Raw genomic sequence first — 15,133 nt, 5'->3', positions numbered from 1 at the left:
CCGCCTCTCGGCCCATCCCTTCCGCCCCGCGCCCTCCCGTGCCTCCGCCGCTTCTCCCCCGGCGCGCACCCCCCCCCCCCCCCCCCCCACTCCGCTGATTCGACACTGCCCGAGCCGCCCGAGCTGCCCGAGCTGCCCGAGCTGAAGGGCTGTTGCCGTCCGCCACCGTCCGCCGTACCGGTCTCCTCGCCCGACCCCTTTGCATCCGGTGGCCGGACGATGCCTCCCCGAGGTGCGACGCTCCCGCTGCTGCCAGGACACGTGGTACGGAAAGCCGCTCGGATGATGGCAGTATCAGGGGATGACTGAGTTGATCGCGGCGTGCGACGGTGCATCGAAGGGCAACCCGGGTCCCGCCGCCTGGGCCTGGGTCATCGCCGATGACACCGAGCACGGAGTGCACCGCTGGCAGGCCGGGCCACTGGGCAAGACCACGAACAACGTGGCGGAGTTGACCGCCCTGCTGGAACTGCTCCGGGCCACCGAACCCACGGCTGCACTCCAGGTGCGGATGGACTCGCAGTACGCGATGAAGGCGGTCACCACCTGGTTGCCCGGCTGGCGCCGCAACAACTGGCGCACCTCGTCCGGAAAGCCGGTGGCCAACCAGGAGTTGGTCGTTGCGATCGACGAACTGCTGACCGGGCGAAAGGTCGACTTCGTCTTCACACCGGCACACCAGGTGGACGGTGACCCCCTGAACGCCGCGGCCGACCGTGCTGCCAGCCACTGCGCCCGCACCCAGGAACCGATCGGTACTGCCCTGGGATCCGCACTGCCACCACCCGAGTCCACGCCCGCACCCCGTGCGGGCACTCCTGGCGGCGGTGTACCCCGACCGGCCCGGTCGCGCGCGCCGGGCTCCGGCGCTTCGGTGAAGGCCAGGTTCGCCGGCCGCTGTCGCTGCGGTCAGCCCTATGCGAAGGGCGAGAGCATCAGCAAGAATCCGGAGGGCTGGGGCCACCCCGCCTGCGTCGCCGCTTCGAGCCCCGCCTAGGCGGCGGTACGGCACGGCTGGTCGGGGATTCTGGAGGGACGGTCGTTCCCCTACCGTCCGCCGGACACGTCCGGTGCCCGTCACATGGACGTCGGCCCTTCTGCCGATCGTGCTCCACACGTCGGTGGCGGGGCCCGTTTCACCGGGCTTGGGCGCACGGGTCCGGCCGCACTCGTGGTGCGCCCGGACCCGCCCAACTGCTCGGCCGCCCACCCCTGGTGCTCGACGGTTCCTTAGAACTTCACGTCAGAGCAGGAGTAGAAGGCGTTGTCGGTGTCCGCGATGGTCCACACACCGAGGATCAGGTGCCTGCCGGTCTTCTGGGGCAGGGTACCGGTGTGGGTGACCACGGCACCGGGCTGGCGACCGCCGAAGGGCACGGTCAGGAACGGCTGCGGCTCAAGGTCCGCCCGGGTCAGCTTCTTGTTCGGGTTGAAGCCTGCCTTGGTGATGTAGTAGCTGAAGTTGGTCGTGGCGTGGCGAGCCCTGATGTTCCACTTGAAGGTGAGGCTCTGACCACTGCTCAACGAGGTGGTGGGCCAGGCTCCGCCCCGCGGGTCGTCGAGCTCGGAGAAGCGGCCGTTGTCACCCGAGCAGATGCTGCCGTCGGCAGCTCCACGGGACGGGAATCCCTTGGGGCCCTCGACGCTCCACGGCTCCCACTCGATCTGCCCGCAGTTCAGGACGGTTCCGTCGTAGCAGAGCTGCTGGCGACTGATCGGCGAGTCGGGGGCGCCGTGGCTGTGGGCACTGCCGGATGCGGCGAGGAGGGAGGCACCGATCATGCCGATGCCGAGCAGTGACGAGGTGATCTTTCTGCGCATACTTCGCTCCTGGTGGAGGTGTGGGGGTGCTGCGAGTCTGGTGGGGCAGACGAGCTCAACGCAGTGGGGTCTAGACCTACTCCGGTCTAGACCAAGTTGGAGACTAGTCGCGCCTGTTGGGTGTGTCCACCGTCGGCGCCAGGGGTGATCGATCCCTCCGAGACGCTTGCGGGTGGGGTCGACGGAAGCCCTCCGCGACCCAGAATGAATGATTCCAGTTTGATGGGTGCGGGGCCCCCGAAAGAGCGGAACTGCCCTGCTCTCGTGGGGGATGAACACCCCATGGGAGGTCAAAGTGTCCATGTTGCGACCGTGGTGGGAGTTACAGATGAGGTTATGCGGGCCTCTTGGGTCGCCGCCCGCGCGGGCGGACCGGAGTGCCCGAAGACCCATCCACGCGTGTTTGAGGGCCCCGTCGGCAGCCGGACTCCGTAGCTGAACTCAGCCATTCACGGCAGTCGCGGTGCACGACGCGGATGAGCCGGCTCACCTGAACTGAAGGTGAACGGCGGAGACGACAGAGGCGACCCGGGGAGACGACGGTGACGGGGCAGGTGAGCTTCCCGGAGCCTCCTTGCATGGCGTGTCACCTTCCTTCTGCCCAGCGCCGTCCGGCGGTTGCTCGTGGTGACGATTCCCGGAAGGGAACATGGCCGCACTGCGGGAGGGAACCAAGGGCATGCCGCGCCACGGTCAGGCTGACCGGCGTGGTGCCGAAGCAACGGTGGAGACCGTGCCCTCTCCGGTGCGTACATCGGGGGCTGATCTCCGTGGCCCGAACAACGCGGTGTGAGCCCCGGAGGGCATCGGACGGTCATGGAGGACCCAGGGAGTGCACCAGGGCTTCCGGATAGTGTGAAAAGTGCCTGCGCTTTTGATGCTCACCGGCGTGCGGTGTGAAGATCCCCAGTTGGAATCAGTTGCGTCGCTCTGCGTCGGCGCTCCATCGACACCTCGGCAACTCCCTTCGTTGCAGGCTCCTGAGGGTCGCACGCGCCGTGTTCCGCGCCTGGGGCGCGGGGCTTGTGGCGAGGTCAGCGGGGGTGGGAGTCTGCCTGCAAGATACAGCGAGAGTCCATCGAGAAGGGGGAGCGATGAGCAGACGAGTGACTACCGTGCTGTCCGCCGTCCTCGTGGCGGCCGTCGCCGTCGTGGGGTTCGGTTCATCGGCACAGGCGAAGTCCGCGGGTGACAAGAAGGTGGAAGTCATCAAGGGCGTGGTCACACCGGACGCATGAGGCCCGGGCCGCCCTACGGGGCGACGGCCCAAAGCGACAGAACTGCGCCGGCCGTCTGATGTCGGCCGGCGCAGTTCTGTCGAACCATCGGTCCATGGCGGGATACAGGAGCAGCCAGCGCCACGGGACCGGGGGTCAGTTGTCGGAAGCCTGGTAGAGACCGCGGCCCGCGCGGTGTGCACGGGACGTGGCGACCAGTCGGTCGAGAGTGCTGCGGACCGTGTTGATGGCTCCGGCGGACTCGTCGCGCCCCAGGGCCTGGGCCACGTCCCTGGCGCGCAGGGGCTTGTCCGCGTGCTGTACCAGGACCGCAATGACCTGGTCGGTCAGGCCGCTTGAGTCCTGAAGGGCCGCCGCCGGCTCGGCTGCCGCCACTGCGGTCGCCTTCTTCGCCTTCGCCGGCTTTGCCTCGACGACCTTCTTCACCGTACGACGCTTGGGCGCGGGCGCGACCTTGGTCTCGGCCTTCTTCGTGCTGGCAGGTGCCTTGCGGGACTTGCGGGGTGCCGCCTTCGCGGGCGCGGGGCTCTCCACGGCCGGGGCCGCTTCCGGCTCCGCGGGGGCGGAGACCTCGGGCGCGGCCGTGGGCTCCACGGCGGTGGGCTCGGGCGCTGCCACAACCTCCGCTCGCTGAGCGGGGATGGCCGCGGTGGAGAGGTTCTGGAGCGCGGCGAGCGCACCGCGAACCGATTCGAGCCGCTCAGTGACCGCGGCGAGTTCCTTCTCCAGGGCCTGCTGCTGCTCTTCCAGCTGGGGCAGTTCGTCCTGGAGCAACGCGGTGGTTGTCTCGATGCTGCCAGTTGCACTGTTCGACGATGTCATGGTGCCTTCCCGTGGGGGTCGTGTAGCGCGTGTGAAGCGAGGTGTGATGAAGAGTAGAGCTGAGGTGTTGTGACCGGCAAACGGCCGGTGTGCTCAGTCGTGCCGTGCGGGGCCGCGGTGACTGCCGAAGCGAGCCCCTGTCGGCACACGAGCCGTGCAAGGAAGTGAAGGGGGCGAGTGGATCGTAGCGACACGGAATCGATCCCCATGGTGGGGACGATGCGAAGTCAGCTTCTCACAGATACTTCCCGACAGTGGCAAGATGCCCCAGCCTCTCGAAAAGCATCGCTGAGCTGCGGTTTTCCGGAGTGGGTCGGAGACCTTGAGGGAAGGGAAGGTGAGTTGAGCTGTTTCACCTGCGCTTCTGCACCTTCCTGTCCATGCTCGGGAAATCATGTGACTTGTTGTCCTGGGGGGCGTCGAGATGCCTTCTGGATGACGAACACAGAAGCGAGGGGGTGGGAAATTCGCCGCCTCCCGGTGAGAGATACGCAACCATCTCCCCTTCGAGTGAACGTGCTGCAACTCACTTCCGTAAGCTGATGTACTGTCAACCGGAACCTCCCGATCGTGCTCGGCGTGAACCAATTGCGGTGCCGTGCACTGGCTTGGGATCGCAGCGGAAGAACAGCAGGAACGAGTCCGGCGAACGACTCGACCCATGTCCCGAGCCGCGATACCTGCCGTCGCCCCATGGTTCGCCGCACCAGGAAATCCGCAGCGGCGCAAGGCGAGTCGCCATGCCCCTCGGAGTCTTGGAGCTTCTGGCACCGGGAACGGCGGCCCGTTTTCTGACAGCTGTACCGAGGGTCCTCCCGGCTTCCGCGATGTCTGCCCGATCGAGTGGAGGCAACCGCGGCTGTGTCACGGCCCAGCGTGGTGGGAGCCCGAAGCGGAAGGCGCCGGCGAGCGGATATCCGTACACAATGCCCGGGAGCGGCCGGATTCATTGGGCTGTTTCAATGTGAAACGAGATCTCCCGGACGAGCATCGCGTCGGACGGCATCGGTGACGAGCCGCGGCACGCGCCGGCGCGCCAGCAGGAACGTGAATGCAACCAGGTTCGGATCCCGCAGGCTGCAATGGACCGTGTCACCCGGCTCGGTGCCTCTTGGCTGCGATGAGGCTTCGAAGCGCCGCCCGGGTTCCGACGAGGGTTGCGGCGGAAGTGTGACAACCCGCCCCGCCTTCTTGTCGCAGCGAACCAGATCCAGGACCAACAGCGAGTGAGGCTCGGACCATCGGGTCCACCCGCACAACTCGTACAGGGAGAGCCCTCGTGCCCGTGACTTCCGGGATCGACCACCATGCCACCGGCTACAGCCCAACCCACGCCTACGGCCTGGTGCAGGCAGCGGCCCTGGCCTACGAAGACGAAACCGCCGTCGCAGAACAAGCCGAACAGTGGGGCTTCGAGCAGGTGCGTCACCATCGCTCACGGTTCACCCCACCGTTCCCCCTCCCCGACACCCAGGCGTTCACCATCGCCAGTGACCGTATGATCATCACGGCCTTCCGGGGCACGGAGCCCCTACAGATCCGCGACTGGCTCTCCGACGCGACCACCCCGCCATGGCCGGGGCCTGCGAGCACCGGGTACATCCACTACGGCTTCGGCGAAGCACTCGATTCGGTGTACCCAGCCGTGCGCAGCACCATCGAAGAGTTCCGCACCGGGCGGCAGACGGTGTGGCTCACCGGCCACAGCCTAGGTGGCGCGCTGGCGATGCTGGCCGGTGCGCGTCTGCACCTGGAGCAACCGAAACTGACCGCGGACGGCATCTACACCTTCGGTCAACCACGGACCTGTGACCGCCTCCTGGCCGCAGCCTGCAACCGTGGCCTAGCGCAGCGCCTCCATCGATTCGTCAACAACAACGACATCGTCCCCCACTTGCCGCCCGAGCCCGCCTACACCCACACGGCGGGCATGCGTTACATCGACTCCCGGGGGGCGATTCACACCTCGACCTCCCTGCTCACGGGAGTTGCCGACCGCGCCAGGGGGTTGATCGCCGACCCCCTGGCGCCGGCCAGTGACGGTGTCCGGGACCATGCGATCCTCAACTACGTCACCGCGCTCAAGAACAGCGTCGGCTGAGAACGTTCACCTTCTTCCCGGGCACCGGGAGCGGCCGACCCGCCGTGCGGGTGTCGTTCGCGCAGGGCTTCACCCCCACCGACACCCGTCTGAAACCGGCAGCCGCGAACCCAGGGCCGTGAACCGCGAACCCTGGCGATTGCTGACCAGGAAAGAACCGTTGCGGGCGGTCATGACGAGGACAGTGGAGTGTCGACGAGATCACCGACGAAACTGCGTAACACGCCACGTCTGACCGGAGAGACGCCGGGAACCAGTCGGGCCCCGTAGGCGATGGCCACGCCCGGTCCCGCGTAGCAGGTCCATCGGGTGCGCACCAGCGATGGGGGCGCGGCGGGGCTGTTGCCGTGCGGGAGGGGTCCCACCGCCGGCCGTAAGGTCCCGGGCGCGCACTCGGGATCATCCGGACGAACCCCGGCGCGCAGGACCCCTTCGGACAAGGGCTCAACGGAGAACCGGCCGCCCTCGTCCGCTTCGGAGATGACCACCCCGATTCGCCCGACCCGGGTGGGTGCCACGGCATCTTCGATGATGCCATCGAGGTTCGCGGGTATCTCCTGCCCGGACGACAGATGCGTGTACGCCCACGAAGCTGCATCCGCGATCGACGGCATTGCCCGCTGGATGGCCGGTAGAGCCCGTGTCATCGCCTGGTTGAGGATGTCCACCGCGAGTGCGGGAGCGGGGAGCACCGCAGCGTGGATCTCCGGTTCCCATGCGGCTGCCTCCCCGTCCATGATCTTGTTCAGACGGGAGAGCTCTTCCCAGTCGAGGAATCCCTCGACGCTCTGTAGAGCGAACATCTCACTGCGGTGGTTCATCATTCTCCTTCGCACGGCCTGTGGGGGCTTCGCATGGCCCTCCTACGATGATGTGACGCAGCCCCGACGCGTCAGGGCGCACACGGCGGCGTGCGGTGGTGTGTCACGAGCCCCGCAGAGCCCCTGCACGCGGACGGGCCGTCGGCCATGAGTCGGGAGGTGCGATCCCGCAGCGAACCCGGCCGTACGCCTTCTCATGGGCATGACGATCCAGCGCCTGGCGGCACGTCCAGCGGGGCGTACGCCTGCGCGCACCACATCACTGCCCGTGGTTCGGGCCAGCGATCGCCGTCTGTCACTGCATCCGGTGAGCGCGTCGGCGCAGACGGGCGGGCAGAGCGTCGAGCAGTTCGTCCGCGTCGGTGTACGGCGCATCAGCGTGGGGCGGCACTCGCCTCGACGGAGTACGCAACCCCCGGACCGTGACGGCCGAACTCTGGGGAGCGGGCGTCCTCGCCCCGACGGCGTCCGGTCCACGGGTCGCTGAACTGCTGGGCTGACGCGGCCTCGCACCGTCCGCGGGATCCGGAGCCGATGGACCGACGGTGCAACAGCTCTCGGCAACGAGAGGGGCGCGACTCAGTCGCGGAGGGACGCGGTGGGGGAATCTCCGTCATGGGCTTGACGGGCCCGCTGGGTGAACATCTCCGCGAGTTCTTTGAGCTGCTTGTCGGTGTGAGGCTCGTGCGCAACGCCACTGCTCGTCTTGATCGTGAGCAGTGTGGGGCCAACCCGGATCTGGATGTACGAGCCGAGGCCGTCGTTGTGCTCGCCGCGCCGGGCGCCGCTCTGATCCCCCGGGCTCCCGATCTCGGCCTTCTTTGGCGGAATGATCCAAGCCGTGGCGGCGTCCTTCCACAGGAAGGGGTAGGCGTTCCTCGCCGCCTCGGTGTCGCGATGGGCGAAGACGGTGAAACTGAAGTCACCTTCCCCCTCCTTCGTCAGGACGGTGGTTCCCACTCCCTTCGCCGCCACGCACTTCCCCAGCTGACCGCCCGCGCACGGGCGCTTGTCGGAGCCCGCGCTCAAGTCCAGGACCGTCGAACTGTTCCTCTTGGAACCGGGAAGGTCGGATGCCTGTGGCAGGACGGCCTTGATCTCGGCCTGAGTCAGTGTCTTCGCCCGGTCGTGCGTGCCCGAATCCGGCTGGCCGTCGTCCTTCCCGCTCCCACCACAGCCTGTCACCAGCAGCGCAGCCGCCAACGCGGCTCCCGCTGCGCCCCGTGCATCGAGCCTGACCATCATCCGCCCCCTGCGTCATGTTCGTTCGCACATACGGACGCCCCATCATCCTCGGCGGTTGCGCGGGGAGTGGCGAGGGGTTGGCGCGGAACCCGCCCGGATCTGTGGGTCGCGCACCAACCCGGCGCAGCGGGCGGGCGGCGGGCCGGCGTGGGCAGCGTCGTCCGAGGAGCGTTAACCATTACGGGAGGGAACCGATCGGTGTTCCGCGGTGACGGGTCCGCCGCTGCACGGCATCGGCTTCGGCATTGGCCGGGGCAGGTGTCCCGATCCGTCTCGGAACCATGGCATTCGGCATCTGTCCTGAATCCGTCCCGTTCGTCTTCAGGTCCTAACTACCTTTTATCGGACCGGAGTTCGAAAATTTCGTCCAAGGGTGAATGATGTGCCACAACGGCCCCGCCCCACCAGGGCCGACCTGTTTGACACGCCGAACGGAAGGATCGACGTCGTGCAGGTAAGACGCATGGCCCCCGCGCTTGCGGTGAGTTTGATGGCGACGCTGGCTCCAGCGCTCGCCACGGCCCCGGCTTCGGCCGCGCCCGCTCCCAGCGCGGTCCCCCCACCCGCCCACGCACCGCAGAAGCTCAGCTGGCAGGGATGCGGTCCCACCCTGCCGGCCTCGCTGGAGTGCGCCACGGTCAAGGTGCCGCTGGACTACCGGCGACCGACCGGCAAGAAGCTCGACATCGCGATATCCAGGATCGCCGCGACCAACCCGGCCAAGCGCCGTGGGGTGCTCCTCATCAACCCCGGCGGCCCCGGCACCTGGGGTCTGGACATGCCCGCCTACCTCCACGGGGCTTTCCCCGCCTCCGTGCAGGAGCGGTACGACCTCATTGGGTTCGACCCGCGTGGCGTCGGCAGCAGCAGCCCGCTCACCTGTGGGCTCAACCCCGCGGAGCTGGACGGGGAGCGCGCCTACACACCGCAGGCATTCGACCAGCACGTCGCTGTGACCCGCAGCATCGCCGACAAGTGCCGCAACAAGTACGGCGAGGAGTTCCTCCAGCAGTTCAACACCCGCAACACCGCCCGCGATCTGGATGTGATCCGGGGCGCGCTGGGAGAGCGCAAGATCAGCCTCCTGGGGTACTCCTACGGCACCTACCTCGGAGCCGTCTACGCCCAGATGTTCCCCCGTGGCGTCGACCGGTTCATCCTCGACAGTGCGGTCGACCCCGCCGATGTGTGGCGCGACAGCTTCCGGACCTGGGCACCCGCGGCCGAGCAGGCATTCAAGCGGTGGGCCTCGTGGACCGCCGCACGCTCAGCCACCTACGGGCTCGGCGACACCCCGGCAGAGGTCTCCCAGAGCTTCTGGCGCATCGTCGCCCAGGCCGACCGCGAACCCATCAGGGTCGGGAGCACCCTCCTCACGGGCACCCAGATCCGTGCCAACACGCGTACCGCCTTCTTCAAGGTGCGCGCCGGTGCCGAGGCCGTCGTGAACTTGAAGAAGGCCGCGGCCGGCGAACCTACTCCGGAGCTGCCGCCGCTGTGGGCATGGGACGACAACGGCACCGCCATGTTCTGGACCGTCGCCTGCGGTGACGTGGCATGGCAGAAGAACCCCGAGACCTATCGCAAGGACGCGGTCCGTGAGACGGTCCGCTACCCCCTCTACGGCGACTACAACTCCAACATCGCGCCGTGCGCGTTCTGGGGGAAGACGGCCGAGCCCACCACCGTCGTCGACAATGACGTACCGGCGCTGATCCTCCAGAACGAGTGGGACTCCCAGACTCCGCTGAGCAACGCGCACGGGTTGCGTCGAGCGCTGGACGGGGCCCGGATGGTCACCGTCGACGAGGGCGAGGGCCACGGCGTGTACGGAACGGGCGTCAGCACTTGCGCGGAGGACATCGCGAACACCTATCTGACGACGGGCAAACTGCCCGCGAAGGACGTCAGCTGCCAGGCGAACCCGGCACAACAGCTGCGCAAGGGCACGGCTGGGCCGAGGCCACTGCCGATCCGCTGACCTGCTTGGTCGCCCCCGGTTCTGCGGGCCCGGCCGGGACTTCGGTCCACCGGCCCGCCAGGCAGGGCGAGTGACGAAGGACCGGTCCCTGCCCTCTTCCCGAGGACAGGGACCGGGTCCGCCGCGGGTCGAGTTCCGCCCTGGACTCGCTCCCGCCGAGCCGGGCGAGGTAGTGGACCTCGCCCGGCCTGCGGGCCGGACGGCATCAGGACCGTCGAGCCCGCCCCTCGGGGACCTGGTCGCTGACGGCTTCGGCCATCGCGTCCATACCCGCGTCGTTGGGGTGCAGCCCGTCCCCGGAGTCGTACACCGGAGCCAGTTCATCACCGTGGCCGGGGCGGGGATCGGCCAGCACCCGGTCGAGGTCCACCACCTCGTCGTACGCCCCGCTGGTCCTGATCCACCGATTCACGGCGTCGCGGACCCCCTCCTTCTGCGGGGTGTAGTAGCCGGCGTACGTCTTGAAGGGCGTGAGAGTGGCGCCGATGACCGTGACCCCCCGCTGTCTGGCCGCCCGGATCAGCGCTCGATGACCCTCGATGACCTCGTCCGCAGTGACGACCGGGCGTACTCCACAACCCCAATCGGGGAGTCCACCGCCACCGATGTCATTGATGCCGATCAGGACCACCGCGGTACGGACCCCCGCTTGCCCCAGCACATCATGACGGAACCGAGTGATCCCCTTGTCGCCGTAGCAGAGCGAGTCGGTGAGGAGCATGTTCCCACTGATGCCGGCGTTGACGACACCGAGGCGCCGCCCGTCCGCCAGCAGTCGTTCGCCGAGCCGGTCGGGATAGCGGCGGTCGGTGTCGGGCGTGGAGCCCCAACCGTCCGTGATGGAATCCCCGAACGCGACGACACCTCCCTCGTTTCGCACTCCCCGCACATCGACCGAGGAGACGAGATAGCGCGACTGGCCCATGTCATCGGCGAACGTCGTGCCGGTCGTGTCGTGCGTGAGGTCGCCCGTTGCGCGATAGGACGTGGTGAGTCCGTCCTCGTGGAAGCTGACGGGCCCGGTGCCACCGGAGAAGTAGAGGGTGATGGTCAGGCTCTCTCCGGGCCGCACCGACAGTCGTACCGGGTCCGAGTACCGATCCGCCCCCACGGGCACGACGGTGTCGGTGTGATGCGCGAACCGCAGCGACCGAACGGTCCCCGGGACCACTGCCGCCCCTTCGGCGGTTCTCGCCACGGTCGCCCGGGTGAGGCGGAGCGCCTGCTGTCCGAACCGGTTGGACACCCGGACCCTGACCTCCGAGCCTGCGGTGCTCATCCGCACCACCTGGCGGACGCTCTGATCGGTGAAGCCGTCCCACGACCAGTTGGGCCACGACCAGGGCAGGGGCGCCGCCGGGCGGTAGAGGCTGGACCCCCAGGCTCCCGTCCAACTCTGCTTCCGCGCAGAGTGGTCCGATCCGGATGGGACCGAAGTGGCCGAGGCGGCGGGCGAAGCGACCGCTACGACGAGGGCGGCGGTGCCCAGGGCGGACAGACGGACGCGTCGATTCGACATGCGCAAGGGGACTCCTTCAGGGAATGGGTGCGGCGAACCTACCGGGCCCGTCTCCACGAGGGGAATGGCTCATGGAGACCTCGGACGCAAAGGAACAAACCCCTTATAGGGCAGGGCAGTTGGACCGACCGGAACATCCGGGATCCGACGCTTCGCGACGTCGAATCCTCCTGCCCGGATACGGTCGACCGGACCACCTCTCCCCGGAGGGAAGCCGGGCGTCGACCGTTCATGGCCGCTCTGCCGTAGCTCCACCACCGCACGAAACGTAACCGCGGGCGGCGAACCGACGTTGGCCCTGCATGCGTCCACGTCACACCCCGCTGCCCGTACCCGGTCAGCGGCGATCCCCCTCCATGCTGCGCCTCGCGTTCGCCTCGCTCGCCGGCACCGCCATCGAGTTCTACGACTTCTTCGCCTACGGCACCGCCGCCGCCCTCGTACTGGGGCCGTTGTTCTTTCCGTCCTTCTCGCCACTGGCCGGAACCCTTGCCGCCTTCGGAACCTTCGCCATCGGATTCATCGCACGCCCGGTCGGCTCCGTGGTCTTCGGCCACATCGGCGATCGATATGGACGTCGCCCGGTGCTGTTCGCCTCCCTGCTCACCACCGGATGCGCGACCGTGGCAGTGGGCTGCGTACCGTCGTACGCATCCATCGGCCTGGCCGCTCCGATCCTGCTGCTCGCACTCCGCTTCCTCCAGGGGCTTGGACTCGGAGGAGAGTGGGGCGGAGCGGTGCTCCTGGTCGCCGAACACGCACCCCCCGGGCGACGAGCGCTCTGGGGCAGCTTTCCGCAGATGGGCCCACCCCTGGGGTTCCTCCTGGCCAACGGCATGATGCTCACCCTGTCCGCCGTGCTAACCGACCGTCAGTTCCTCGACTGGGGTTGGCGGATTCCGTTCTGGGCCGCCGGGGTGCTGGCCGTCGGTGGTTTGCTGCTGCGGACCTCATTGACCGAGACACCCCAGTTCCACGAGTTGGCCCAAAGCGGCGGTCGGGCGAACGCACCCGTCGCGGAAGTCCTACGACACCACCGGCGACTCCTGCTGCTGACCGCGGGGGCGCTCTCGATCGGATACGCGGTCTTCTACGCGGTGAGTACCTGGGCCCTGTCCTACGGTACGGAACAACTGGGCGTCAGCCGTACCGTGATGCTGCTGCTCGTGATGGTCGCCGTTGCGGTGAAGGGAGCGCTGACGCCCGTCGTGGCACTCCTCGGCGACCGGTTCGGCCGTCGCCCGCTGTGCCTGGCGGGAAGCGCCGCCGCGGGCATGTGGATGTTCCCCTTCGTGGGATTGCTGAGCACCGGGCAGCCAGCCCTGATGTTCCTCGGTCTGATGGTGGCGCTGCTGGCCTTCGTCACCATGTTCGCGGTGGTCGCCGCGTATCTACCGGAGTTGTACGAGCCACGGGTGCGCTGCACGGGCGCCGCGGTCGGCTACAACCTGGCCGGAGTCCTCGGTGGCGCACTGACCCCCATCGTGGCGACCGCGCTGTCGGATGGATCGGGACCGCCCTGGGGCGTGGCGATCTGGTTGACCGGCGTCGCGGTGCTCAGTACGGCATGTTTCGCGGCGCTGCCGGAGACCAAACCGCGGCCCGTCGGCATGGGGGCACCGAAACCCATGGACGAAAAGTCCGTGCCGGCTTGAGCGGGTGACCAGGCCCGGTCTGGGCGGTGCAGAGCGGCCGGTTCGGCGTCGCGCCGGGACGGCGTGTCGCCCCTAGCACCAGGCCCGATCGCGCTCCCACCACGGGGGCTTCGCCGATTCCACTGGGCCGCACAGCCACGAAGAGGAGACCGGTCGCCATCACCCCGTGTTCCAGCTGTTTGTGACGAGAATGTAGCAAACCGGTGGTCGGGCAACCTTTTGGGCTCACACTCCCTCTCTCCGAGCGATTCCCCATCGCCTGGAGGCACGAACCATGGTCAGCAAGCAGCAGCGCTTCGCCCCGTCCCGCAGCACGTCGGAGCCGGGCCGCGCCCATACGGGCCGCGATCGCCGGTTGCCTGCCATCGCCTCTGCCGGACTCGCGGTACTGCTGGTCGGCGCCTGTTCGGGCAATGGGCCATCGGACGATTCCCGCGGCGGCAAGAGCGTGGGAGAGGCCCCCGCGCGGCCGGAGATCTCGGTCAACCTCCAGGGTCAGGGAGCTGCCCCGGGGAAGCCCGTCTCGGTCAAGCTGGCCAGCGGCGAACTGAAGGACGTGAAGGTCACCACGGGCAAGGGGGCCGTTCTGGACGGCGCGGTGTCGAACGACGGCCGCACCTGGACCTCCCGACGCGCCGCCGCACCCGGCACTGCGTACACGGTACGAGCCACCACCGCGGACGGCGGCTCGGCACAGGCGGCCTTCGCCACCGCCGCCGCCGAGAAGGTCAACAAGCTGGAGCTCAGCCCCGGCAAGGGAACCACGGTCGGCATAGCCCAGCCCGTCTCCATCGTCTTCGACAACCCGGTCAAGAACCGCGCCGCGGTGGAGCGTGCCCTGAAGGTGACCACCTCGAACAAGACCGTCGGTTCCTGGGGCTGGATGGAACACTACGACGGCAGGACCCGCATCGACTGGCGCCCCAAGGAGTACTGGCCGACGGGGACCAAGGTGCGGCTCCAAGCAGAGCTCAACGGCATCGACTCGGGCGCGGCGGGCGGTTGGTTCGTCCGGGACTACGACATGGCGTTCACCATCGGAACCTCCCAGGTGGTGAAGGTCGACCTCGGGGCGAAGAAGCTGACGCTGCAGCGCGATGGCAAGGTCGTCCGCTCGATCCCGGTGTCGGCGGGGACACCCGGAGGCAAGAAGCGCTCCTGGGGCGGCACGTCCGTACTGATGGCCAAGGAAGGCACCATCAACATGAACTCGGAGACCGTCGGCCTCGGGGACGCGTACAACAAGATGGTCGACTACTCGATGCGATTGACCTGGTCGGGGATGTACGCCCACGCGGCACCCTGGAACTCCGCCTACTTCGGCAATGCGAACCGCAGCTCCGGCTGCATAGGCATGAGCACCTCCAACGCCTCCTGGCTGTACTCGCAGGTCCGAGCCGGCGATCCCTTCGAGATATCGGGCCCCGGGCACAAGGGCGACCCCGCGCCGGGCAATGGCTTCGGCGAGTGGAACCTGTCCTGGCAGGAATGGCAGACGAAGAGTGCCCTGTCCTGACCGGCATCGACCGGCCGGCGTACTCACCTGTGACCGATCGGCGTACGGGAAGCCCGCCTGCGCGGGAGGTCAGGACCTGCTGTGGGTGTGCTCACGGCGGGCCTGCGCCCGCGCCTGGCGGTCGGCCGCGACCACTTTCAACCCCGCCTCGCGCAGACGCCCGTATCCGGCCGGTTCGACGACGTACCAACAACGGCCACACACATAGCCACCCTCCGGCCCGGCCAGGCCGGTGAGATGGCCGCAGGTGTCACATCGAACGCGTTGAGTGCTCATGCGCGACCACATCCACGATCAGCGCAGGACCGCCGGTCCTCAAGGCCCTGCACCACGGTGGTGCGGCGGCGTGCACAACTCATCAGCCGGATCTCCTGAACTGGCGTCGGTGCTCCCTCAGGGGGCGACCCTACAGCC

12 protein-coding genes are annotated in these 15,133 nt (G+C 68.1%); 6 read left to right on the top strand and 6 right to left on the bottom strand.

The features are described 5' to 3' along the window. Nucleotides 1-301: 301 nt before the first annotated feature. Nucleotides 302-997 carry a ribonuclease H gene (locus tag ACFXJL_RS24730; protein WP_384695719.1) on the top strand — a complete coding sequence of 232 codons (696 nt, stop codon included), beginning with the start codon at nucleotides 302-304 and terminating at the stop codon, nucleotides 995-997. A 233-nt stretch (nucleotides 998-1,230) separates the two neighbouring features. Here ACFXJL_RS24730 and ACFXJL_RS24725 read toward each other — a convergent pair whose 3' ends face one another. After that, nucleotides 1,231-1,821: a lytic polysaccharide monooxygenase auxiliary activity family 9 protein gene (locus tag ACFXJL_RS24725; RefSeq protein ID WP_358882076.1), complete on the bottom strand. Its 591-nt coding sequence runs from the start codon at nucleotides 1,819-1,821 to the stop codon at nucleotides 1,231-1,233. Nucleotides 1,822-2,915: 1,094 nt separating this feature from the next. On the opposite strand from ACFXJL_RS24725, the gene ACFXJL_RS24720 reads away from it, so the two are divergent. After that, nucleotides 2,916-3,059 (top strand): hypothetical protein, encoded by a 144-nt coding sequence (locus tag ACFXJL_RS24720; RefSeq protein ID WP_358882077.1) that lies wholly within the window; start codon nucleotides 2,916-2,918, stop codon nucleotides 3,057-3,059. A gap of 135 nt (nucleotides 3,060-3,194) precedes the next feature. On the opposite strand, the gene ACFXJL_RS24715 is transcribed toward ACFXJL_RS24720, so the two are convergent. Further along, entirely contained in the window at nucleotides 3,195-3,881 is a 687-nt protein-coding gene (locus ACFXJL_RS24715; protein WP_358882078.1) for a hypothetical protein, read from the bottom strand. A gap of 1,279 nt (nucleotides 3,882-5,160) precedes the next feature. Between ACFXJL_RS24715 and ACFXJL_RS24710 the strand changes: the two genes are divergently transcribed. Beyond that, entirely contained in the window at nucleotides 5,161-5,982 is an 822-nt protein-coding gene (locus ACFXJL_RS24710) for a lipase family protein (protein ID WP_384695715.1), read from the top strand. A 170-nt stretch (nucleotides 5,983-6,152) separates the two neighbouring features. On the opposite strand, the gene ACFXJL_RS24705 is transcribed toward ACFXJL_RS24710, so the two are convergent. Next, complete coding sequence (locus ACFXJL_RS24705; RefSeq protein WP_384695713.1) at nucleotides 6,153-6,803, bottom strand: hypothetical protein; 651 nt, start codon at nucleotides 6,801-6,803, stop codon at nucleotides 6,153-6,155. 579 nt (nucleotides 6,804-7,382) lie between these two features. Further along, a complete protein-coding gene (locus ACFXJL_RS24700; protein ID WP_384695710.1) occupies nucleotides 7,383-8,045 on the bottom strand; it encodes a hypothetical protein in 663 nt (220 codons plus the stop codon). Between the two features lie 466 nt (nucleotides 8,046-8,511). On the opposite strand from ACFXJL_RS24700, the gene ACFXJL_RS24695 reads away from it, so the two are divergent. Beyond that, entirely contained in the window at nucleotides 8,512-10,029 is a 1,518-nt protein-coding gene (locus ACFXJL_RS24695; RefSeq protein ID WP_384695708.1) for an alpha/beta fold hydrolase, read from the top strand. 205 nt (nucleotides 10,030-10,234) lie between these two features. On the opposite strand, the gene ACFXJL_RS24690 is transcribed toward ACFXJL_RS24695, so the two are convergent. Continuing rightward, a complete protein-coding gene (locus tag ACFXJL_RS24690) occupies nucleotides 10,235-11,548 on the bottom strand; it encodes an SGNH/GDSL hydrolase family protein (protein ID WP_384695705.1) in 1,314 nt (437 codons plus the stop codon). A 356-nt stretch (nucleotides 11,549-11,904) separates the two neighbouring features. Between ACFXJL_RS24690 and ACFXJL_RS24685 the strand changes: the two genes are divergently transcribed. Together ACFXJL_RS24685 and ACFXJL_RS24680 are read left to right on the top strand one after the other, a co-directional pair. Further along, nucleotides 11,905-13,203 (top strand): MFS transporter, encoded by a 1,299-nt coding sequence (locus ACFXJL_RS24685; protein WP_384695875.1) that lies wholly within the window; start codon nucleotides 11,905-11,907, stop codon nucleotides 13,201-13,203. 274 nt (nucleotides 13,204-13,477) lie between these two features. After that, a complete protein-coding gene (locus ACFXJL_RS24680; RefSeq protein ID WP_384695702.1) occupies nucleotides 13,478-14,719 on the top strand; it encodes an Ig-like domain-containing protein in 1,242 nt (413 codons plus the stop codon). 69 nt (nucleotides 14,720-14,788) lie between these two features. On the opposite strand, the gene ACFXJL_RS24675 is transcribed toward ACFXJL_RS24680, so the two are convergent. Further along, complete coding sequence (locus ACFXJL_RS24675; protein ID WP_329026945.1) at nucleotides 14,789-14,995, bottom strand: hypothetical protein; 207 nt, start codon at nucleotides 14,993-14,995, stop codon at nucleotides 14,789-14,791. Nucleotides 14,996-15,133 lie beyond the last annotated feature (138 nt).

Source organism: Streptomyces sp. NPDC059256 (assembly GCF_042753785.1).
Classification (GTDB): domain Bacteria; phylum Actinomycetota; class Actinomycetes; order Streptomycetales; family Streptomycetaceae; genus Streptomyces.
Note: the sequence above shows the minus strand (reverse complement) of the source record. Positions and strands in the feature narration are given on the sequence as shown.